Annotated in this window: 20 protein-coding genes; 10 read left to right on the forward strand and 10 right to left on the reverse strand. The window is 62.8% G+C overall.

Going from position 1 to position 21,428, the window contains the following annotated elements:
- Nucleotides 1–100: 100 nt before the first annotated feature.
- Together AC1DB0_RS20785 and AC1DB0_RS20790 are read right to left on the reverse strand one after the other, a co-directional pair.
- On the reverse strand, nt 101–1,129 hold the full coding sequence (locus AC1DB0_RS20785; protein WP_476757537.1) for an RNA methyltransferase: 1,029 nt from the start codon (nt 1,127–1,129) through the stop codon (nt 101–103).
- Nucleotides 1,130–1,198: 69 nt separating this feature from the next.
- Complete coding sequence (locus AC1DB0_RS20790) at nt 1,199–1,747, reverse strand: DUF3455 domain-containing protein (protein ID WP_476757538.1); 549 nt, start codon at nt 1,745–1,747, stop codon at nt 1,199–1,201.
- A 341-nt stretch (nt 1,748–2,088) separates the two neighbouring features.
- Here AC1DB0_RS20790 and gad point away from each other — a divergent pair, with 341 nt between their 5' ends.
- The 4 genes from gad to AC1DB0_RS20810 are packed head-to-tail and all read left to right on the forward strand — an operon-like array spanning nt 2,089 to nt 7,508.
- Nucleotides 2,089–3,489, forward strand: a complete 1,401-nt coding sequence (gene gad / locus AC1DB0_RS20795) for a glutamate decarboxylase (RefSeq protein ID WP_342067088.1) — start codon at nt 2,089–2,091, stop codon at nt 3,487–3,489.
- A 60-nt stretch (nt 3,490–3,549) separates the two neighbouring features.
- Nucleotides 3,550–5,124 carry a glutamine/gamma-aminobutyrate antiporter GadC gene (gene gadC / locus AC1DB0_RS20800; protein WP_476757539.1) on the forward strand — a complete coding sequence of 525 codons (1,575 nt, stop codon included), beginning with the start codon at nt 3,550–3,552 and terminating at the stop codon, nt 5,122–5,124.
- Nucleotides 5,125–5,180: 56 nt separating this feature from the next.
- The gene (glsA, locus tag AC1DB0_RS20805) at nt 5,181–6,116 is read left to right on the forward strand and encodes a glutaminase A (protein ID WP_427948021.1); all 936 of its coding nucleotides are present in this window, start codon (nt 5,181–5,183) and stop codon (nt 6,114–6,116) included.
- A gap of 30 nt (nt 6,117–6,146) precedes the next feature.
- Nucleotides 6,147–7,508 (forward strand): MFS transporter, encoded by a 1,362-nt coding sequence (locus AC1DB0_RS20810; RefSeq protein ID WP_476757540.1) that lies wholly within the window; start codon nt 6,147–6,149, stop codon nt 7,506–7,508.
- A gap of 85 nt (nt 7,509–7,593) precedes the next feature.
- Here the strand turns inward: AC1DB0_RS20810 and hdeA are convergent, their stop codons facing one another.
- From hdeA to AC1DB0_RS20845, 7 genes are all read right to left on the reverse strand, one after another.
- Nucleotides 7,594–7,896, reverse strand: a complete 303-nt coding sequence (gene hdeA, locus AC1DB0_RS20815; RefSeq protein ID WP_175172199.1) for an acid-activated periplasmic chaperone HdeA — start codon at nt 7,894–7,896, stop codon at nt 7,594–7,596.
- A 236-nt stretch (nt 7,897–8,132) separates the two neighbouring features.
- On the reverse strand, nt 8,133–8,531 hold the full coding sequence (gene vapC / locus AC1DB0_RS20820; protein ID WP_175171609.1) for a type II toxin-antitoxin system tRNA(fMet)-specific endonuclease VapC: 399 nt from the start codon (nt 8,529–8,531) through the stop codon (nt 8,133–8,135).
- Nucleotides 8,531–8,761, reverse strand: coding sequence for a type II toxin-antitoxin system VapB family antitoxin (gene vapB, locus AC1DB0_RS20825; RefSeq protein ID WP_175171608.1), 231 nt, complete (start codon nt 8,759–8,761; stop codon nt 8,531–8,533). Before vapB ends, vapC begins: the two co-directional genes overlap by 1 nt.
- 148 nt (nt 8,762–8,909) lie before the next feature.
- A complete protein-coding gene (locus AC1DB0_RS20830; RefSeq protein WP_054426939.1) occupies nt 8,910–9,410 on the reverse strand; it encodes an ankyrin repeat domain-containing protein in 501 nt (166 codons plus the stop codon).
- Nucleotides 9,411–9,616: 206 nt separating this feature from the next.
- Entirely contained in the window at nt 9,617–11,716 is a 2,100-nt protein-coding gene (locus tag AC1DB0_RS20835) for a PhoX family protein (RefSeq protein WP_476757541.1), read from the reverse strand.
- A gap of 338 nt (nt 11,717–12,054) precedes the next feature.
- Nucleotides 12,055–13,263, reverse strand: coding sequence for an ABC transporter substrate-binding protein (locus AC1DB0_RS20840; RefSeq protein ID WP_476757542.1), 1,209 nt, complete (start codon nt 13,261–13,263; stop codon nt 12,055–12,057).
- 76 nt (nt 13,264–13,339) lie between these two features.
- A complete protein-coding gene (locus AC1DB0_RS20845; protein ID WP_441372245.1) occupies nt 13,340–14,071 on the reverse strand; it encodes an enoyl-CoA hydratase/isomerase family protein in 732 nt (243 codons plus the stop codon).
- Between the two features lie 171 nt (nt 14,072–14,242).
- Between AC1DB0_RS20845 and AC1DB0_RS20850 the strand changes: the two genes are divergently transcribed.
- Nucleotides 14,243–15,865 (forward strand): AMP-binding protein, encoded by a 1,623-nt coding sequence (locus tag AC1DB0_RS20850; RefSeq protein WP_346552886.1) that lies wholly within the window; start codon nt 14,243–14,245, stop codon nt 15,863–15,865.
- Nucleotides 15,866–15,913: 48 nt separating this feature from the next.
- On the opposite strand, the gene AC1DB0_RS20855 is transcribed toward AC1DB0_RS20850, so the two are convergent.
- Nucleotides 15,914–16,555, reverse strand: a complete 642-nt coding sequence (locus tag AC1DB0_RS20855; protein ID WP_054426947.1) for a TetR/AcrR family transcriptional regulator — start codon at nt 16,553–16,555, stop codon at nt 15,914–15,916.
- A gap of 213 nt (nt 16,556–16,768) precedes the next feature.
- On the opposite strand from AC1DB0_RS20855, the gene AC1DB0_RS20860 reads away from it, so the two are divergent.
- From AC1DB0_RS20860 to AC1DB0_RS20880, 5 genes are read left to right on the forward strand one after another with little or no spacing between them, the layout of a single operon-like run.
- The gene (locus tag AC1DB0_RS20860) at nt 16,769–17,248 is read left to right on the forward strand and encodes a MaoC family dehydratase (protein ID WP_476757543.1); all 480 of its coding nucleotides are present in this window, start codon (nt 16,769–16,771) and stop codon (nt 17,246–17,248) included.
- A 5-nt stretch (nt 17,249–17,253) separates the two neighbouring features.
- Nucleotides 17,254–18,129, forward strand: coding sequence for an SDR family NAD(P)-dependent oxidoreductase (locus AC1DB0_RS20865; RefSeq protein ID WP_476757544.1), 876 nt, complete (start codon nt 17,254–17,256; stop codon nt 18,127–18,129).
- The gene (locus tag AC1DB0_RS20870) at nt 18,126–18,587 is read left to right on the forward strand and encodes an acyl-CoA thioesterase (RefSeq protein ID WP_476757545.1); all 462 of its coding nucleotides are present in this window, start codon (nt 18,126–18,128) and stop codon (nt 18,585–18,587) included. The genes AC1DB0_RS20865 and AC1DB0_RS20870 overlap by 4 nt, the downstream gene beginning before the upstream one ends.
- 20 nt (nt 18,588–18,607) lie before the next feature.
- Nucleotides 18,608–20,185 (forward strand): aldehyde dehydrogenase family protein, encoded by a 1,578-nt coding sequence (locus AC1DB0_RS20875; RefSeq protein ID WP_476757546.1) that lies wholly within the window; start codon nt 18,608–18,610, stop codon nt 20,183–20,185.
- A 16-nt stretch (nt 20,186–20,201) separates the two neighbouring features.
- Nucleotides 20,202–21,407 carry an acetyl-CoA C-acyltransferase gene (locus AC1DB0_RS20880; RefSeq protein WP_054426950.1) on the forward strand — a complete coding sequence of 402 codons (1,206 nt, stop codon included), beginning with the start codon at nt 20,202–20,204 and terminating at the stop codon, nt 21,405–21,407.
- Nucleotides 21,408–21,428: the final 21 nt, after the last annotated feature.

Consider the following 21,428-nt stretch of genomic DNA (forward strand, 5'->3'; position numbering starts at 1 on the left):
CTTCCATTGTTGAGTGCGGGCAACGTCCCAAAGGGAAGCGCCAAAGGGAAGGAAGCCCTAAACAGAAGCGCTAAACGGCTTCCCGTCTCCTCCCACCCGATCAGCGGCGCAGCTCGATCACTTGCTCGGCACCCACGGCCCGAGCCCGCAACTGGCCACAACCGCCTTCCACGTCCTGCCCCGCGCTGTTCCTTACCTTGGTCAGCACGCCGTGGCGGTGCAGGGTGCTGACAATCTCGCGGATGCGTTCGGTATCGGGTCGCTCGTAGTCATCTCCCTCCAGGCTATTGAAGGGAATGACGTTGAGCACGCCGAACTTGCCCTTGAGCAGGCGCGGGATCGCGTCGAGTTCGTCGTCACCGTCGTTGACGCCCTTGAGCAGCGTCCACTGGTACTGCACCGGGTAGCCGGTATCGCGGGCATAGGCTTCACCCAGCTCGACCAGTTCTTCCGGCGTGATGTGCGGCGCGCGTGGCAGCAGGTGCCGGCGCAGATCGGCCTTGGTCGTATGAAGCGATAGCGCCAGCGCGGGCTTCACGCGTTGCTGTGGCAAGGCCTCGAACACGCGCCGGTCACCGACGGTGGAGAAGACCAGGTTCTTGTGGCCGATGTTGCCTTCCGTGCCAAGCAGGTCGATGGCTTCGAGCACGTTGGCCAGATTGTGCGCCGGTTCGCCCATGCCCATGAAGACCACTTTCTTCACCGCGCGCAGACGCCGCGCCATCACAAACTGGGCAAGGATTTCCATGCTGGTGACCTGGCGGATCAGGCCGCTCTTGCCCGTCATGCAAAAAAGACAGCCCACCGCGCAGCCGACCTGGGTAGACACACAGAGCCCGTCGCGCGGCAGCAGCACGCTTTCCACCATCTGGCTGTCGGCCAGTGAAAGCAGCAGGCGCGAACCATCGTTGCCAGCGTGTTCGGCGTGGATGCGGGCAAGGCCGTCCAGTTCCATCGCCAGCGCGGGCAGCGCGTCACGCACCGCCAGCGGCAGGAAGTTGTCGAAGCGCCGCCGCCATGTGTCGCTGTCGAACGCTTGCCCGCTCAGCCAGGCGCGCACGACCCGGCCGCGATGAGCGGGCTGGGCGCCAAGGGCCGCAAGGCGTAGGTCGAAGTCTGAAAAGCGCATGGGGAGCGGATTTTACTCCGCCCGGTATGGGCGCTCGCGAAGCGGGGCCGGCCACGCACTTTGTGAAACCTAGTTTGGCTTCCAGAAAACGTAATTTGCCTGATACGCCACTTTGACTTGCTCGCCAACGTTCGAATTCGCGCACGGTGTTTGAGGAGGCGCTCCGCCTGCGCTGACGAGTCTTTGAATGTACGTGACGCCTGTCAGTACTCCCACGCCCACGGACGGATTGGCGAGGACCAATTGGTCATATAGCCGGTCGGCGCCGGCGTGCGCGCGCACGATTTCCATTCCCGTCAATGCCGACCCGTCAGCACTTTTCCAGGTTTCTGGCGGGCTGGTGTAGGTGCCACTGAGGCGTTCGCTTGAATTGCCTAGCGTGGCCGAGGCGGATTTGATTATCCAGGCAAGCTTGGCGCCATCCGTGCGGATGGTTTGGCACACATAGGTAATGTGCCCGTTCGCAGGCGCATTCCACGCGATTGAGTTATCTGCCGGCACCTGCATCAGTGCCGGCAAACTGTTATTTGCCACGGCGAGCGGCGCGAGCGTAACGAGCCCGACGGACAAGAGCAAGCCAATTGGCGGCTTGAGGAAGTGCGAATCACGCTTTTGCATGGGTGTCCTTCGATTATCAAACCGCCTGAAAGGGCGAAAAAATCATACACAGTTTAAGTTCATAATTTCGGAACTAAACTATTTGGAACGATTGTATTAAACAGACACAACAATTAGTAAAAATATTATCCAGCTTGCTTAGAATCTCTCTGTAATCTTCCTGTCAGCTCACGTAACTACTTACATTTCAGCTGTCGCGGCGCCCGCGTTGCACCGCCTACAGGATTAATCCCCAGCTCGGATACGGGGGATTGCATGACCGCACACCATCTTCAAATTTTCGGGTAGTTCGCTGCACTGTTTAGTGCTTGTTTCAACGAAGATCGCAAGAGAGGTAGACCATGCAAGATAAGCCGCCCGTTCCGGGCCTGTCCGATTCCCTCGATTCCCGTTTTGGCTCGGAAGTCATGGGGCACGTCGCGGAATCAAAGGTCTTTCCCAAAGGCCAGATGCGGGAAGACGTTGCATACCAGATCATCACCGACGAACTGTATCTTGACGGAAATGCACGTCAGAATCTGGCGACTTTTTGCCAGACTTGGGACGATGAAAACGTCCACAAGCTGATGGATCTGTCGATCAACAAAAACTGGATCGACAAGGAAGAATATCCGCAGTCGGCCGCCATCGATTTGCGCTGCGTGAACATGATGGCGGACCTCTGGAATGCCCCGACGCCCGCGAACGGCCAGGCGGTCGGCACCAACACCATTGGTTCGTCCGAGGCATGCATGCTGGGCGGAATGGCCATGAAGTGGCGCTGGCGCAAGCGTATGCAGGCCGCCGGCAAGCCTACCGACAAGCCCAATTTTGTTTGTGGTCCCGTGCAAGTGTGTTGGCACAAATTTGCGCGCTACTGGGATGTCGAGATCCGCGAAATCCCGATGGAGCCCGGCAAGCTGTTCATGGACCCCGAGCGCATGATCGCCGCCTGCGACGAAAACACCATTGGCGTCGTGCCCACGTTCGGCGTGACGTACACCGGCAACTACGAGTTTCCGCTGGCCCTGCACGAGGCGCTGGACAAGCTGCACAAGGACAAGGGCTGGGACATCGACATGCATATCGACGCCGCAAGCGGCGGCTTTCTTGCACCGTTTGTCGCGCCTGAAATCGTTTGGGACTTCCGCCTGCCCCGCGTGAAATCCATCAGCTCATCGGGTCACAAGTTCGGCCTGGCGCCGCTAGGCTGCGGCTGGGTCATCTGGCGCGACGCCGCGGCGCTGCCCAACGAACTTGTGTTCAACGTGGACTACCTGGGCGGGCAGGTGGGCACCTTCGCCATCAACTTTTCCCGGCCTGCGGGGCAAGTCATTGCCCAGTACTACGAATTTCTGCGCCTGGGCCGTGAAGGCTATACCAAAGTGCAGACCGCGCTTTATCAGGTCGCGTCTTACATCGCGCAAGAAGTCGCCAAGCTGGGGCCTTACGAGATGATCTGCAGCGGCGATCCGAAAGAGGGCATTCCCGCTGTGTGCTTCAAGATCAAGGAAGGCGCAAAGATCGGGTACACGCTGTACGACTTGTCCGAGCGCTTACGGCTTCGGGGATGGCAAGTGCCGGCATTCGCACTGAACGGGAAGATGTCTGACACCGTCGTGATGCGCATCATGTGCCGGCGCGGGTTCGAGATGGATTTCGCAGCGTTGCTGATCGAGGACATGAAGGGCGCACTGGCCTATCTGGCTGAGCACCCGTCCTTGCACGGCGTCGCCAGTGAAGAAGGGTTCAACCACACCTGAACGTGGTCTGACGCTTTCCCATCCGATCGTCAATAGATCTCCATTCTGGGGGAATGATCTATGCCTGACTCGCTTCCAAACAAAGCGGTGAGCAAGCCTTCGCTCAAAAAACTCGGAATCGGCACCGTCGCGATCATGAACATCGTCGCGGTGGTCAGCCTGCGTGGTTTGCCGGCAGAAGCCGAATACGGTTTGAGCTCCATCTTCTACTACCTCTTTGCTGCGGTATTTTTCCTGATTCCCGTCTCGCTGGTTGCAGCTGAACTGGCAACGGGATGGTCCGAGAAAGGCGGGATCTTCCGCTGGGTGGGCGAGGCCTTCGGGCCACGCCTGGCCTTCCTCGCCATGTTCATGTTGTGGGTCGAGGTCACCGTCTGGTTTCCTACCGCGCTCACGTTCGGGGCGGTATCGCTGGCGTTCATCGGGCCCGACCAGCGATGGGATGAAGCACTGTCCGCCAACAAGTACTTCATCCTGGCCATCGTGCTCGGCATCTATTGGCTAGCCACATTCATTGCGTTCCGTGGCGTGGAGACCTTTGCAAAGGTCTCCAAGTGGGGGGGGATAGTCGGCACCATCATTCCGGCGATTATCCTCATCGTGCTGGGGTTCTCGTATCTGTTTGCGGGCAACACGCCGCAAATCAAGTTGTCTTGGGGTGAGGTGATTCCCGACTTCACCAACTTTGACAACATCGTGCTGGCGGCAAGCATCTTCCTGTTCTATGCCGGCATGGAAATGAACGCCATCCACGTCCAGGAAGTCGATAACCCGAAACGCAACTACCCCATCGCCATCATGCTGTCGGCGGTAGGCACGGTGCTGATCTTCGTGTTGGGTACGCTGGCGATTGCGTTTGTCATCCCTCAATCAGACATCAACCTGACACAGAGTCTGCTGGTGGCCTACAACGACATGTTCAAGTGGGCTGGCGTGGCCTGGCTGGGACCCGTCGTCGCCGTGGCCTTGGCCATTGGGGTGCTTGCGGGTGTGGTGACCTGGGTGGCTGGCCCATCGTCCGGCTTGTTGGTGGTGGCCAAGGCGGGCTACTTGCCGCGGTGGTGGCAGCACACCAATGCGCACGGCATGGCCACGCACATCCTGTTGCTTCAAGCGGTCATCGTGAGCCTGTTGGCGACGCTGTTCGTGGTGCTGCCTTCGGTGCAGGCGGTGTACCAGATGCTGAGCCAGCTGACGGTCATCCTCTATCTGGTGATGTACCTGTTGATGTTCTCCGCGGCAATTTATCTGCGCCGCAGCCAGCCCGACCGTCCGCGGCCTTACCGCATACCGGGCGGGGACATGGGCATGTACATCATCGGTGGCGCCGGATTCGTCGGTTCGTTGCTGGCGTTCGTCTTCAGCTTCATTCCGCCCAGTCAGATCTCCGTGGGCAGCCCCTCGACGTACGTTGAAATACTGGTGGGCTTGACCGTCTTCTTCTGCATCATTCCGTTCTTGATCTACATGGTGCGCAAGCCCGGCTGGCGTGATGAGGACAGTGATTTTGCGCCGTTCACCTGGCAGGCAAAACAGGCCGTACCCAGCACAACGGTGACGGGTACGCCCGTGGCTACAAGCAGCGCTTCGCCTGCGGCAAGCGGCTCGGCCACCTCGCCTTCCTCCAGATCCTGATAAGCGAATCCGGGAAATCCGCTCAACGGATTTCCCGGTTATCGCCGGAGATTCTCATGGCTATTGATCTCAATACGCTGAAGGCGGCGGTTGATGCTGCCTACGCTCAACATCATGCGGCGCCGGGTGGCGCCAACGCTGACTACATTCCCTACCTGGCAAAGGTGCCGTCCGACCTGTCAGGCGTTGTGGTCGTGACCGTCGACGGCGACGTCTTCGCCGCTGGCGACACGGACTATCCGTTCGCCATCGAGTCAATTTCCAAAGTCTGCACGCTGGCGCTGGCCTTGGAGGATGTGGGGCCGGACGCGGTACAGGAAAAGATAGGCGCGGACCCTACCGGGCTACCGTTCAATTCAGTCATTGCATTGGAATTGCATGGCGACAAGCCTTTGTCTCCGTTGGTCAACGCCGGCGCGATGTCGACGACTAGCGTCATCAAGGCAAGTTCCGTTGAAGAACGCTGGACGCGCATCCTCGACATGCAGTCGCGGCTTGCCGGCGCAAAGCTCGAGATGTCGCACGACGTCAACCAATCCGAGCAAAGCACGAATTTCCACAATCGCGCGATTGCCTGGCTGCTGTTCTCGGCCGACGCCATGTACTGCGACCCCATGGAGGCGTGCGACGTCTATACGCGTCAGTGCTCAACGCTGGTATCCACCGTGCAGCTGGCGACGATGGGCGCCACGATTGCTGGCAAGGGCGTCAATCCCATCACCAAAGAACGTGTTCTTACGGCGGCCAATGCCCCATTTCTTCTGGCGGAAATGACCATGGAAGGCATGTACGGCAGCTCTGGCGATTGGGCCTATACGGTTGGCCTGCCGGCAAAGAGTGGCGTTGGGGGCGGCATTCTTGCCGTTGTGCCAGGCAAGATGGGAATCGCTGCGTTCTCGCCGCCTTTGGACCCCGTGGGCAACAGCGTCAGGGGGCAACTGATGGTGGCGGCTGTGGCGAAGGCGATGGGATACAACCTGTATGCCGCATGACCTGACCGCCGTGGGTGATCAAGGACGCCGATGACCCAAACGCCGCCCACCCCTCGGTTAAGCGCCAGCGAGAAACTGGTGGTCGCCGGCGCTGCGGCGGCGACGTATGTTGGCGCGTCAATGGGCGGGGCGGTGAGCCTCGCGCTGCCGCATATCGCTGCTGACCTGCACTTCACCGCCGCGCAAGTGCAGTGGATTATCTCGGGCTATCTGTTGGCGCGGATTGCCGGTTTGCGGCCCGGCGGCGCGCTGTGCGACCGCCTTGGCGCACGCCGGATTTTCCTGTTGAGCATGACGGGGTTCGCCGTCACGTCAATCTTTTGTTCGCTGGTCAGCTCGGAAGCGCTACTGATCGGCCTGCGCTTTGTTCAAGGCGCATTCGCCGCGTTATTGTCGCCATCCGCGCTCGTGCTGTTGCGCTCTCACACGCCGCCCAGCAAATTAGCGGCGGCAATGAGTATCTGGTCCGCCGCCGGGATGGCGGGCTTTGGCCTGTCACCCGTGTTGGGCGGCATGCTGTTGGATGCCTGGGGCTGGCGGTCCATCTTCTGGGTGACCGCGCTTGCCACGATTCCCATCGTCTTTGTCGGCTTCCGGATTCGTGAGAAGGCCGCGCCGCAAAGCACGGCACGCAAGCCTTCGATTCTGGGTGAGCTGGCGGTGGCCGCCATGCTTGCGGCGGTTGCGTATTTTGTAGGCCAGTATGACTGGGCCATGCTTTGCTATGCGCTGGCCGCCGCGCTCATCCTCTGGCTGCTTGTCAAACGCGAAGCCGCGTTGCGGCCAGACACGTGGATGCGTGGGTTTGCGATGGCGCCGCAGGTATGCGTGGGCGTGTTCACGTTCGCGGCTATCGTCGGTTCGATGCTGTGGGCATCCTATTTCATTCAGGTCGACTTGCGCCAAAGCGGGTTGGTATTTGGACTGGGCTGCCTGCCGATGGCGGCGGCCGGCTTTCTCGCGTGCTTCATCACGGAGCCGTTGCTCGCCTCCAAAAGATCCAACCTGACCTTCTTGCTCGCCGGACTTTCGATCCTTGGCTTAGGAAGCGTGGCCTACATCGCCGAGCGCAATGCGTCGCTTCCTTGGGCGATATCCGCACTTGCGTTTGCCGGCCTTTGCTACGGCTTTGCCAATGCCTCGGTCACGGCAGTCATCATGAGCATCTTCCCGGCGGAGCGATCCGGGGATGCCTCTTCCATTGCAACGCTATCCAAACAGTTCGGCCAGTTGCTGGGCATTACCGTGGTGGCGAAATTTCGCGACTTGTCAGGAAAAGCGGGGGGATCTGACCCTGCGTTGTTCTATTTCCTGTTGATGTGCGGCGTGGCGGTTGTGGTGTGTGCGGCGTTGCACGCAATGCAGGGGCGTCGATTGGTCATCCGCGCTTAAGCGCACAAAAAAGACCGCAAGAGCGGCCTATGCAGAGAGGTTTGGCCCCACCTGTCACGCAAGTTCCAGGTGAGGCCCGTAGCGATTACTGCTTATTCATGCCGACGAGTGCGTCGCGCAGTTTGATTTTCGGATTTTCAGTGCAGTGCTTAACCAAAAGCGGGGTCTTGGTGGTGATGCCTTCGACATTGAGAACGGCGTCTTCGGGCTTGCCCTTGTGGTTGAGGGCTTCAGCGTAGCTGACGACGATGGGCCGATAGCTTTCTTGGACGCCCAGGAAATCCTGGCAATCCCACAAGGCGAGTGGCTTCTTTGCATCGGCCGCAATGCTGGCCCCCGAAAAGGCCATCGAACCGATAAGGCCAATCATCAAAAGCTGCTTCTTCATGGTCGAGCTCCTAATCGTACTAAGGATGAGGGTAGCTTTGTAAATATAGTGAGCTTTAACTCACATTTGAAGATTACTTAATCGATGGGTGGCGGTCAACGAAGATTATCTTTTTTTAAATCAATTTCGACGAAATTTATTATTTAGAGATTATCTGATTGATATTCAATCGGACTGTTTAATCATGCGCGATTAATACAAAGAAAATGCGAAGGCTACGGGTTAATGGTTCGATGTCAGGTCCAATCTTCCAGACGCAGCCCTGGCACGCGAGCGAACTCACGCGTGTTGTTCGTGACAAGAATCAAACCCCGAGAACGCGCGTGCCCGGCAATCATTGCGTCATAAGGTCCGATAGGAGTCCCTGCTCGGGCCAGCTCTGCGCGTAGTTGCCCCGTGCTGTCTGCTGCGGCCAAGTCATAGTCAAGAACATCCAGTCGCGCCAGAAAGCCCTCAACAACGGCTTGATTGCGTGCAACAGCTGCCGATTTTTCGGCGCCATAGGCGAGTTCCATCGCAGTAATTGCGCTGACGCAGAGTTGCGCGTGTCGTTGGTTGAATGCCTGCCGAACCACGTCTGGCTTGTTCTTGATAGTGAAGATGCAGATGTTCGTGTCGAGCATGAACTTGAGCATTACAAGTCCTCGCGCCTTTGATCTGCGGGTTGATCGCGATCATTAGAAAAGTCCGGCGTCACTGAATCGCCGGCAAACCAGGTGTCCCAGGATTCCCCAGCGGGGACCAAGAGTCGCGCGCGGCCGACCGTCACAATATCCACGCGCGTGACGTCGTCAGGAAAAGCGGCTGCTTTAGGCAGCCGCACGGCCTGGCTGCGATTGCTCTTGAAGATGGAGCCTTGTTCCATGTTGATCTCCTGGGGATATACGTATGGGATATGCCATTGTACCGAATAAGTGCTTACCCCTCATGCCCCCGAGATTCAAAAACGGATCAGCTTTTGTTCGCCTCGAATGTAAATATCTGCATGTCGATCCAAGGCGCCGGCTTTCCGTTTACTCCCCCGGAAACGCAGGTTCGGCGCCTGCCTCTTCCAGAAGATCGGCAAGTTCTTCGGCGCCTTTTTCGGTAGCCCAGGCCCAGGCGTTCCAGCCTTCGTTGTCACGCAGGTCTGCTTGGGCGCCATGGGCGAGCAGCAGTTGCGCGATCTTCAGATTGCCGCGCGCCGCGGCAGCCATCAAGGGCGTGCCCCCGTCATCCATGACGGCGTCGACGTCGGCGCCTGCCTCCAGCAGCAAGGCGACCACGGCTTCGCGGTCCCAGCTTGCCGCTTGATGCAGGGCGGTCAGCCCGTGGCCGGCGCGGCTGGATAGGCTGGCGCCGTGCGCGAGCAGGACGCGGGCGGCATCGGCCGCGCCGTCTGTGGCGGCGCAGAACAGCGCGGTGCCGCCGAAGTCGTTGCGGGTGTTCACGGACGCGCCCAGCGCCAGCGCCTGTTCGATGGCCGCGGTGTCGTTCTTGCTTGCCGCGTGCAGGAGTTGTTGGTCTGGAGTCATAGGGGATGTAGATGTCAGGAAAACGGATAGGCGAACGATACACGGTGGTGCGTTACCACGGTGGCGTGTGACCCCGGCGCCAGGCGGCTGGCCCGGTTCGAATCGCGTGGCACAGATCGCGGCGGATCGCAGCGGAACCCCCGGCGCCGCGTCCAAAGAGAAGCCGCCTTGCGGCGGCTTCTCTTTCTGAACGGTGGCCGTGTGGGTTACACCCCGATCGGCCCGCCATCGGCGCGCTGGATCACCACCGTGGATGAACGCGGGCGAACGGTGCCCGTGCTTGCAACGGTGGCGTCATCCGTGCCGTACGCCGGCCAGTTCACCGGGTGCTGGATGTTCAGGAAGATGCTGGTGTAGTCCGGCGTGAAGGCGAAACCGGTAACTTCGGCTTCGTTGGGGCCAACGAAGAAGCGGCGCAGGTCGGCCTGGTTGGACGCGTTGATGGCCGGGCCGGTGCCGGTGCTGTCGGCCAGCGATCCGGGGATCACGGCCAGCATCTGGTCGTTGGTGGCGCGGGCCACGTCGTTGTTGCGGCCGCCATCAATGCCGTTGTCGGTTTGAATCCACAGGATGCCGCGGGGGTCGAAGCCCAGGCCGTCGGGGCTGGCCAGCTGGTTCAGCGTGGTCAGGCCCGAGCGGTTGGTGTCGGCGTTGGCGGCGGCATTCGAACCGAAGACGAAGATGTCCCACTCGAATTGGGTCGAGCCGGCTTCGTCGTGCCAGCGGATGATGTGGCCGTTGACGTTGTTCAGGCGCGGGTTGGGCGGGTTGGTGCCGCTGGTGGCGTTGCGGCTGCTGTTGTTCGTCAGCGTCAGATAGATGTCGCCGTTGGTCGGGTGCGTGGCCGTCCACTCGGGGCGGTCCATCGGGGTGGCGCCCACGAAGTCGGCGGCGCCGCGCGTGTTGATCAGGATGGCGTCCAGGCTGCCGAATTCATCGGCCAGCGTGCGTCCGCCCGTGCCCTTGGTGGCGCCAATCAACGGCAGCCATTCGCCCGTGCCGTCTTCGTTGAAGCGCGCAACGTAGAGCGTGCCCTTGTCCAGGTACTTGGCGCCCACGGCCAGGCGGTCGGTGCGCTCGGCGTCCTTCGGGTCCCACACGGCTTCGGACACGAAACGGTAGATGTATTCAAAGCGCGAATCGTCGCCGCTGTAGAAGGCCAGCGGCTTGCCGGCTTCGGGCTTGCTGTAGGCGCAGCCTTCGTGGGCGAAGCGGCCCATCGACGTGCGCTTGGTGGCGATGCTGGCGGGGTCGTGGGGGTCGATCTCAACCAGGTAGCCGAAGCCGTTGACTTCATTGCGCCAGTCTTGCGTGGCGCTGGCGCCCGTTTCCGTGACATTGAAACGCGCGAATTCGCCCAGCACTTCCGACGGATCGCCTTGCGCGGTTTCCCATTGGTAGCGGCCGGCGGGGCCTGCGGACACGCCCACGCGGAGCTGGTGCGCAGGGCGCGTGCCGGTGTTCACGAAGCAGGCCGCCCAGTTTTCTTCGGCGGTAATGTAGGTGCCCCATGGCGTGTAGCCGTTGCCGCAGTTGTTGTTGGTGCCGCGCACTTGCGTGCCGTTGGGCGAGAACGGCGTCTTGACCCAGTCGGTGCCGGCGATGGGGCCGGCAATTTTCATGGCGGTGGCCGACGTGAAGCGGCGGTTGAAGCGCGAATTGTTGACGATGTTCCAGCGGCCGTTCTCGCGGCGCACGTGGACGATGGCCACGCCGTGCGCGTTGATTTCCTTGCGCACTTCTTCGGCGGGGCGCTTGCCGGCAACCGCGGTCGGGCCGTTCGGGTGCAGCGCAGCCGGGTCGATGTATTCGTGGTTGATGGCGAGCAGGCCTTCGGTGGAGCTGCCTTCAATCGGGAAGAAGTGCATGCCGTCGTGATGCATGCCCATCGAGTTGAGCAGGTCGTTCGACGAGTTGTTGCCGTTCTGGTCCCAGGGCAGGGCGTTGTCGTTCAGCGGCGTGCCCCAAGGCGCGAACACGTGGGCGACGTAGCCGTTGGGCACGACGCAGCCGTCGGTCATCGAGTTGGGCAGCGATTCGAAACCCAGCTTCAGCGCGGCGGGCGGCTCGGTGCCGCCACCGGGCACTTCAGGCGGTTGCGTCGGCGGCGTGTCGCCGCCCGAGATGTCGTCATCGTCGTCGCTGCTGTTACAGCCCGCCAGGCCCAGTGTCGTCATGGTGGCGAAGGCGGCCGCCAGACCGCCACGCATCACCATGCGGCGCGACATGTTCTTTTCCAGAATGTCGCTGAACGGGCTGTTCTGGCTGGGGTTGCGGACGGTCTTGTCGGAAATGGATTTGCTCATTTGGATTCCTGGCTTGGGGGCTGTGCCTTGAAGGGACGAGCAATGCTAGAAGTCGCAAATGAAAGGTTAATGACAGTCAGCTGAATGCGTGGAAGATTTGACGATTAGATTAAGGGCGAAGGACGCGGCGCGCACGGCGCCAAGCGATGGTGCGCGCCAAGCAAAAGGCCGACACCGTTTGCACGAGCCGGCCTTTTGTTGGGCGCGCGAGCGAAAGGCTACTTCGCAGCCTCTAGCGTTGGGTGCGCGAGCGAAAGGTTACTTCGCAGCCACCAGCGTTGGGCGCGCGAGCGAAAGGTTGCTTCGCAGCCTCTAGCGTTGGGCGCGCGAGTGAAAGGTTACTTCGCAGCCACCAGCGGGCAGCCGCCCTGGTTCAGCGGGCGGAACGCGTTGTCGCCGGGGATGGTGCGCAGAATCTTGTAGTAGTCCCAGCGCGCTTTGGATTCCGACGGCTTCTTCACTTCGACCAGGTACATATCGTGCACCAGCCGGCCATCTTCGCGCAGATAGGCATTACGCGCGAACATGTCGTCGATCTTCATGTCGCGAATCTGCTTCATCACCGCATCGCCTTCCAGCTTGCCGCTTTCCTTCACGCCCTTCAGAAAGGTCAGCACCGACGAATACACGCCGGCTTGCGCCATCGTCGGCACGCGGCCCTTCATGCGTTCGGCGTAGCGCTTGCTCCAGTCGCGCGTGCGGTCGTCCATGTCCCAGTAAAAGCCGGTCGTCAGCACCAAGCCTTGCGCCTGGTCCAGCCCCACGCCATCGACATCCGTAATGAACATCAGCAGGCCGGCCAGCTTCTGGCCGCCTTTGATCAGGCCGAATTCATTGGCTTGCTTGATCGCCATGGTGGTGTCGCCCGACGAATTGGCCAGCGCCACGATCTCGGCTTTTGAGGCCTGGGCTTGCAGCAGGAACGACGAAAAATCGTTCGAGGCGCGGGGGTGTTTGACGGCGCCCAAGGTCTGCCCGCCCGCTTGCTTCACGGCGTTTTCCGTGTCGGCCTGCAAGGCGTGGCCGAACGCGTAGTCGGCCGTCAGGAAGTACCACTTCTTGATGCCGGATTCGGTCAGCGCACGGCCGGTGCCGTTGGCCAGTGCGTAGGTGTCGTAGGTCCATTGCGCGGTTGACGCCGAACACGCCTTGCCCGTCAGGTCCGACGTGCCGGCGGTGGACGCCAGGAACGCGATGTTGGCGGTGCGCGTGATCTCTTGCACGGCCAGCGCGACGGAAGACGTCGGCACATCCACGATGGCCTTCACGTTGTCCTGGTCGATCCAGCGGCGCGCGGTGGCCGAACCCACGTCCGCTTTGTTCTGGTGATCGCTGACGATGACTTCGATCTTGCGGCCCAGTACGGTTGGCCCGAAGTCCTCCACCGCCATGCGGGCGGCTTCCACCGAGCCCGGGCCAGACAGGTCGGCGTTCATGCCGGACAGGTCGGTCAGAACACCGATGCGGATGGGCTTGTCGGATTGCGCGTGCGCAGCCGGCAGCGCGAAGGCGCCGGCCACAAGCAGGGCGCTAAGCAGTGGTTTCATGTCTTTCCTCCAGGATGGGTGCCCGTTTTGATCGGGTCTGAATGGCGTATCTAAAAGTGGGAGCTACAAGGTGGCGCTACACCGCCGCAGCGGGGGACAGCAAATGGCACAACAGGAATTGATCGGTCTGCGCGTGCGCGTGTGGGCTCGCGTCGAATTGCGCGTCGATGGCGCGCTTGGTCAGGCGCAACGCCAGCGTCGGGCAGGCGGCGGCATCCCGCGCCAGTGCCGTCGCGGCGTGAACGACTTCGCCTTTGGGGGCGACGCCGTCAGCCAGGCCCCAGGCTTCAGCCGTGGCGGCATCCAGCTGCAAGTCCGTGAACAGCGCCCGCTTCGCGCGTGCCGGGCCGACCAGGCTGGCCAGGCGCGGCAGCCCGCCCCAGGCTAGCGGCAGCCCCAGGCGCACTTCCGGCAAACGCAGAAACGCATCGGCGCCCAGCACGCGCCAGTCGCACGCCAGCGCCAGCACCGCACCACCGCCCACCGCCGCGCCCTCGATGGCGGCGATGGTCACCTGCGGCAGTTCGCTCCAGGCGCGGCACAGCGCTTCGCCACGCGCCAGCGCGCGTTGCGTGGCCAAGGGGTCGCCCTGCTGCCAGAGCGCAGGGTCTTTCAGGTCGATGCCCGCGCTGAAGATGGCGGGCGTGCCTGTCAGCACCACGGCGCGGATGCGGTCATCGCGCGCCAGTTCGTGCGCGGCGTCGATCAACGCTTCGATAGCCGCCAGATTCAGCGCGTTCGCCTTGCCGCCGCGGTCGTAACGCACCACCGCCACGCCGTCATCGCGCTCGATTGAAACCATGCTCATCCGCTGTCCTTCAGGTTTGTTTCGTGGATATACTACCAAGTATGTTGAAAGTCGCAAGACTCCGCGGGGCGTCTGGCAGGGGGTGTGCGGGTAAGTCCGCATCTGCCCGCGCTGGATGGCGGCGGAAAAGTCATGAAAAATAAGCGAAATAACAAAGCGAGGAGACAGTTGATGAACGACGAGGCTCGGGCGGCCGTTCCCGACCGCCAGGCGTGCGTGTTGCGCTATCTGCTGGAAAGCCAGGCGAAAAAGATACCGGACAGAATCTTTGTCCGTTTCCATGGGGGACCTACTTGGACCTATGCCCAAACGCTGGCGCAGGTTCGCCGCCGCGCGGCCACGCTGCGTCGCGAAGGCGTCAAGCAGGGCGACCGCGTGCTGTGCTGGATGGGCAACGGCCCAGAGCTGCTGACCAACTGGTTCGCCATCAATTACCTGGGCGCGGTGTATGTGCCGCTGAACACCGCTTTGCGCGGCCGGCCGCTGGAACATGTGCTGGACAACGCGCAGGCGCAGCTGATGCTCGCGCACCGCGCGCTGGTCGGGCGTTTGCAGGATCTGTCGCCGGGGGCGCTTAGCCGCGTGCTGCTGACGGGTGAAGGGGAAGCTCCCCCTGCGGCGCCCGCGGGCGTTTCGTTTGCCGCGCTGGTGGATGCATCGGGCGAACCGGGGGCGGACTTGTTGGCCACCGAAACGCCCATCGAACCCTGGGATACCCAATCCATCATGTACACGTCCGGCACCACCGGGCTGTCCAAGGGCGTCGTCACGTCATACGTGCAGATCTACACCATGGGGCCGGACGCGTTTGACTGCATCACGCCGGATGACCGCTGCATGATCGCGGGCCCTATCTTCCATTGCGGCAGCACGCTGTACGTGTATGCGATGCTGGCCTATGGCGGGTCGATCGCCATGGTGCCGGAGTTCCGCACGGCCGAATTCTGGGACGCCATCCGCGACACCGAGAGCACGGTCGTCCTGCTGCTGGGCGTGATGGCGAATTTTTTGCTCAAGCAGCCGCCATCGCCGCGCGACCACGAGCACACCTTGAAGAAGGCGTTCATCGTGCCCTTCGGCGAAGACGCGCCGGCGTTCAAGACGCGCTTTGGCGTGGACTTGTACACGGTCTACAACATGACCGAAATCGCCAGTCCGTTAAGCGCGGGCCCCGGGCTCACCGAAGCCGGGCGCTGCGGCAAGCCCCGCCCCTGGTTTGAACTGCGCGTGGGCGACGCGCAAGACCGCGCGGTGCCAGACGGCCAGGTGGGCGAACTGCTGATCCGCTCGCATCGGCCCTGGGCGCTGTTCTCGGGCTACTACCGCAACCCCGAGGCCACCGCTGCGTCCATGCGCAACGGCTGGTTCCACACGGGCGACGCGTTCCGGCGCGACGAAGACGGCACGTTCTTTTTTGTGGACCGTCTGAAAGACGTCATCCGCCGGCGGGGCGAGAACATCTCGTCGTTCGAGCTGGAAGGAGAAATCTGCGCGCACCCTGCCGTGCGCGAAGCGGTTGCCGTGGCGGTCCCCAGTGAACATAGCGAAGACGAAGTGCTGGCGGTGGTGACGGCGGTGGACGGCGCGGAAATCGAACCTGGCGCGCTGGTGAACTGGCTGGCCGAACGCGTGCCGCATTACATGGTGCCGCGCTACGTGCGGGTGGTGGAAGAACTGCCGAAGACCGCCAGCGGCAAGCTGCAAAAGCATGTGCTGCGCAGCGAGGGGCTGGCCGATGGCACGTGGGACCGTGACGCGGCGGGGATACGGTTGCGTCGTGAGCGGCTGGCCTGAAACCGATGGCAAGCGGCGCGCTTCGACGAGAAGCGCGCCGTGTTGCCCTCAGCCGCGCGTGCCCAAGCCCGCGATGATGGTGTGCACCACCTTGCCCGCCAGGATCTCGCGGTCATCGCGCGTTTCGCCCAGGCGCGGGCGATACCACACGGCCAGCCAGTTGATGGCGCCCAGCGCCGCCTTCACCGCAACGGAAACGTCGTCAATAGCCAACGACCCATCTTCCACGCCTTCGTACGCCACGCGCTTGAACAGCGCTTCGAAGTCATCCCGGATGGTCATCAGTTCGGCCAGCGTCTGGCGCTGGGCCGGGGTGGTCGCGCCCAGGCGATGCATATGCACGCCTTGCACCACAACAGTCTCAAACGCCAGGTTCTCCATCATCGACAGCGCGTGGTGCTTGAGCATCAGCGCCAGCCGGTGGGCGGCCGTGCCTTTTTCCTTCATGACCGGGCGCACGGCTTCGAAGTTGCGCCGCATGCCTTCGCGGTGCACGTCGAAGAACAGATCGGTCTTGGACCGGTAGTAGTGGTAGACGCGGCCCTTGGTAGCCCCCAGCCGGCGGGCGACGTCGTCGATGCTGGATGCGTGGAACCCTTGCTCCATGAAGCATTCAGCCGCCGCGGTCAGCAGTTCAATGTTGCCCATGCCGTCATCGCGTGCAGCCGTCACCGTAGGTTCCCCCTTCATGCGCCTTCCTCCATCCATGCGTTACGGCAAAGCGCCAGTTTAGCCAATTGCCCGCCGATACATGGCCGAACCCCTGGCTTGAACGCGTGGTGGGGGGCGGCCTCGTCCGTGTGGCCGAATGGCTGTACAAATCAGAAAATCGAAGTTTATACTACTCGGTATGTTTTCAGCATTTCAGCCTGCCATCCCTTCGCTTTCGACTCCCAGCAGCCCATGACCACAGACCTTGTTCACGCTACCGCAAGCCCCCAAGCCCTGGCCGATCAGGTGTCGCAGGAAATCGGCGTATCGGAATGGGTGACCATTTCGCAGGCGCAGGTGGATCTGTTTGCCCACGCCACCGATGACCACCAGTTCATCCATGTGGACCCGGCGCGCGCCGCACGCGAAAGCGCCTTTGGCGGGCCCATCGCGCATGGCTTCCTGTCGCTATCGCTGTTGACGGCCTTGAGCCAGAAAGTGCTGCCCGGGTTCGAGGGCGCCATCGGCATCAACTACGGTTTCGACAAAGTCCGCTTCCTGACGCCAGTGCCGGTGGGCGCGCGCGTGCGGGGCCGCTTCGTGTTGAGCGAATTCACGCCGCGCAACGCGCGAGAATTCACGACCCGGTACGCCGTCACCGTCGAGATCGAGGGCGCCCCGCGCCCCGCGCTGGTGGCCGACTGGATCACCATGACCATTCTTCAAGGATGAACTCCATGAGCATTCGCTTCGATGAACGCGTCGCCATCGTGACGGGCGCCGGCCAAGGCCTGGGCCGCAGCCATGCGCTGCAACTGGCCGCGCGCGGCTGCCGGGTTGTGGTCAACGACTTTGGCGGCGCCGCACAAACCGTAGTGGACGAGATCGTGGCCGCAGGTGGCCAGGCCATTGCTGACGACGGCAACGTGTGCGACAGCGCCAACGTGGACGCCATGGTGGCGCGCGCCATGAACGCCTGGGGCCGCGTCGACATCCTGATCAACAACGCCGGCATCCTGCGCGACAAGACCTTCGCGAAGATGAGCGCCGATGACTTCAACGCCGTGATCGACGTGCACCTGCTGGGCTCGGCGAATTGCGCGCGCGCCGTGTGGCCGATCATGCGCGAGCAGCGCTACGGCCGCATCCTGATGACGACCTCCACGTCTGGCATGTACGGCAACTTTGGGCAGTCGAACTACGGTGCGGCGAAGGCGGGCGTTGTGGGCTTGATGAACGTGCTGCACCTGGAAGGGCAAAAGCACGGCATCCACGTCAACGCACTGGTGCCTACCGCCGCCACCCGCATGACGGCCGAGATGTTTGATGCCGATGCGCTGCTGGCGCTGGACCCGGCGTTCGTTACCCCCGCCGCTTTGTTCCTGGTGGGCGAGGGCGCGCCCAGCCGCACGGCGTTGCTGGCGGGCGCGGGCACCTACGCGCGCCTGGCCATCGTCGAAAGCGAGGGCATGTATTTCCCCGAAGGCGAACGCACGCCAGAGAACATCGCTGCGAATTTTGACGAGATCGCCAGCCTGTCCCGCCCCATCGAACCGCCCGAAGGCCTGGCGCATGTGGCGCGCATCTTGAAGCGCGCACAGGAGGCCGCATGAGCGAGCACGCCCAACCCCAACGCGCCGCGCCGCACGTGCGCGCCGACTATTCGCGCTTGCTGCCGATGACCACGCGGCTGCGCGATATCGACGTCTACGGCCACATGAATAACGTGGTCTACAACGAGTACTTTGATACGGCGGTCAACCAGACACTCGTCGAGCTGGGCGTGCTGGACCTGGAAAAGAGCGACGTGATTGGCCTGGTGGTGCACAGCCAGACGTCGTACTTCCGCCCGGTGTCATTCCCCGACCGTGTCGTGCTGGGCCTGCGCGTGGGCCGCCTGGGCCGCACCAGCGTGACGTATGAATTTGCGCTGTTCGGCGGCGACGACGACAGCGCCGCCGCCCAAGGCAGCTACACGCACGCCTATGTCGACCGCGCCAGCAGCCGGCCCGTCGAATTGCCGCCGGCCTTGCGGCGCGCGCTGGAACCGCTGGTGCGCGCCTCGGCCTGAACGCCGCTTCGGGAGCGACTGTGATCGACCACACCCTGCCTCGCGTCACGTACTCGAATATCCACACCGACTTTTCAGCGGTGCACAACGTGCTGGACCAGCGCCTGCCCGATTTCGAATCGCGCATGCTGGGCCTGGATTACCGCCATCGCTTCGATGGCCGCGCGGTGGCGGGCGAGCCGTTGCAGGAATCGTATTCGCCGATAGATCACTGGCTGCTGATCGGCCGCTTTCCCAGCGCGGGCGCAGACACCGTCGACCAGGCCATCGCCTGCGCCCGCCACGCGCAGCCGGCGTGGGCCGGGCAGGGCTGGACGGCGCGCATCGCCGTGTTGCGCCGTTTGGCGATGGTGCTGTCTGAACGCAAGTACGACTTTGCCATGGCGACGATGATCGAGATCGGCAAGTCGCGCATGGAAGCGCTGGGCGAAGCCGAAGAAGCGGTGGACCTGATCCGCTATTACTGCGATCAGGCCGAACGCAGCGACGGCTATCGCCAGCCGCTTGCGCGCGCCTTCGACAATGAAAGCACGCACGATGTGTTGCGCCCTTATGGCGTCTTCGCCGTGATTGCGCCCTTCAATTTTCCCTTGGCCTTGTCGGTGAACATGGTGTGCGCGGCCTTGCTGGCGGGCAATGCGGTCGTCTACAAACCGTCGCCCCGCGCCGCCTTGACGGGCGCGCTGCTGCTCAGCGCCTGCGATGCGGCGGGCGTGCCGCCGGGTTGCGTGAATGGCGTATTCGGTGGCGCACAGACCGGCGCGATGCTGGCGCATCACGCGGATGTGGACGGCTATGCCTTCACCGGCAGCCTGGAAGTGGGCATGGACTTGCTGCAAACCGTGGCCCAAGGCCGCCATGCGCGGCCCGTGATTGCCGAGATGGGCGGCAAGAACCCCACCTATGTCACGGCCAGCGCCGATCTGGATGTGGCCGTGCAAGGCGTTGTGCGATCGGCCTTTGGGCTGCAGGGGCAAAAGTGTTCGGCGGGCTCGAAGGTCTATGCGCACACGTCCGTGCACGACGCCTTCCTGGAACGGCTGTGCGCCGCGACCGAAGCCGTGTCCGTGGGCGACCCGCGCGACCGCAGCGTGTTCATGGGGCCGCTGATCGATGAAGCCGCCTGGCGGCGCTACCGCACGGCGTGCGAAGACGTCAGCGCCGCGGGCCGGCTGCTGGCCGGGGGGCGCCGATTGAGCGCGGGCGAACTGGCCTATGGCCACTACGTGCGTCCTGCGGTGGCGGCCGGGTTGCCCTCTGATCACCGTTTGAATCGCAAGGAACTCTTCCTGCCCTTCGTCTCCGTGCTGCCGTTTACCGATCTGCATGCCGCTATCGACGACGGCAACAACGTCGACTACGGCCTGACGGCGGGCTGCTACGCGCAAAAGCAGGACGAGATCGACCTGTTCCTGCATCGCGCCCAAGCCGGCGCGCTGTACGTGAACCGGGCCAGCGGCGCGACGACCGGCGCGTGGCCGGGCATCCAGACGTTTTGCGGCTGGAAGGGTTCAGGCATGACCGGCAAGGGCGGCCTGGGGCCGTACTACGTCGCCCAATTCGCACGTGAACAAAGCCACACCGTCTGGCATCGCTAAGTCACAGGACCCAATCATGAGAGAAGCCGTCATCGTTTCCACCGCGCGCACGCCGATTGGCCGCGCTTATCGCGGGGCGTTCAACGACACCACCGCGCCTGCCTTGGGCGGCCACGCGATTTCACATGCGGTGGCGCGCGCGGGCATTGCGCCCGGCGAGGTGGAAGATGTGATCCTGGGCGCGGCCCTGCAGCAAGGCACGACCCACATGAACGTGGCGCGCCAGGCGGCATTGCGCGCCGGCTTGCCCGCGCACGTGGCCGCCATGACGCTGGACCGCCAGTGCGCGTCCGGCTTGATGGCCATTGCCACGGCCGCGCGGCAAGTCACGCAGGAAGGTATGGACATCGTGGTGGCGGGCGGCCTGGAATCCATCTCGCTGGTGCAGAACGACACGATGAACCGCCACCGCTGGTTTGATGATGCGTTGATGCGCGAGCAACCCGAAATTTTCATGAGCATGCTGGAAACGGCCGAGATCGTGGCCAGCCGCTATGGCATTCCGCGCGCCGCGCAAGACGCCTACGCGCTGCGTTCGCAACAGCGCACCGCTGCGGCGCAAGCCGCGGGGCGTTTCGATGACGAGATCGTGCCGCTTGCCGCCGTGATGCAAGTGACTGACCGCGCCACGGGCCAGACGTCCACGCAAGCCGTGACCCTGGCGCGTGACGAAGGCAACCGCCCGGACACGTCGCTGGAAAGTCTGGCGAAGCTGCAACCGGTGTTCAAGAACGGCCAGCGGCTTCAGACCGGGGAACACATCACGGCGGGCAATTCGTCGCAGCTGTCCGATGGCGCGTCGGCCTGCGTGATCATGGACGCGGCCGAGGCGCGCCGGCGCGGACTTACGCCGTTGGGCACGTACCGAGGCATGGCGGTCGCCGGTTGCGGCCCCGAGGAAATGGGCATCGGCCCGGTGCTTGCGGTGCCGCGCTTGCTGGCGCGCCATGGCCTGAAGATCGACGATATCGGCTTGTGGGAGTTGAATGAAGCGTTTGCCTGCCAGGTGCTGTACTGCCGCGATCAGCTGGGCATTCCGGACGACCGCTTGAACGTGAACGGCGGCGCCATTGCCATTGGCCACCCCTACGGCATGTCAGGCGCGCGCATGGCAGGGCATGCGCTGATCGAAGGCCGCCGGCGCGGCGTGCGCTACGCGGTCGTCACGATGTGCGTGGGTGGCGGCATGGGCGCGGCGGGCTTGTTCGAAATCACGAACTGAACCCGCTGCCCGCCTGCCAGC

This window comes from Achromobacter sp. 10T422 (assembly GCF_056394065.1).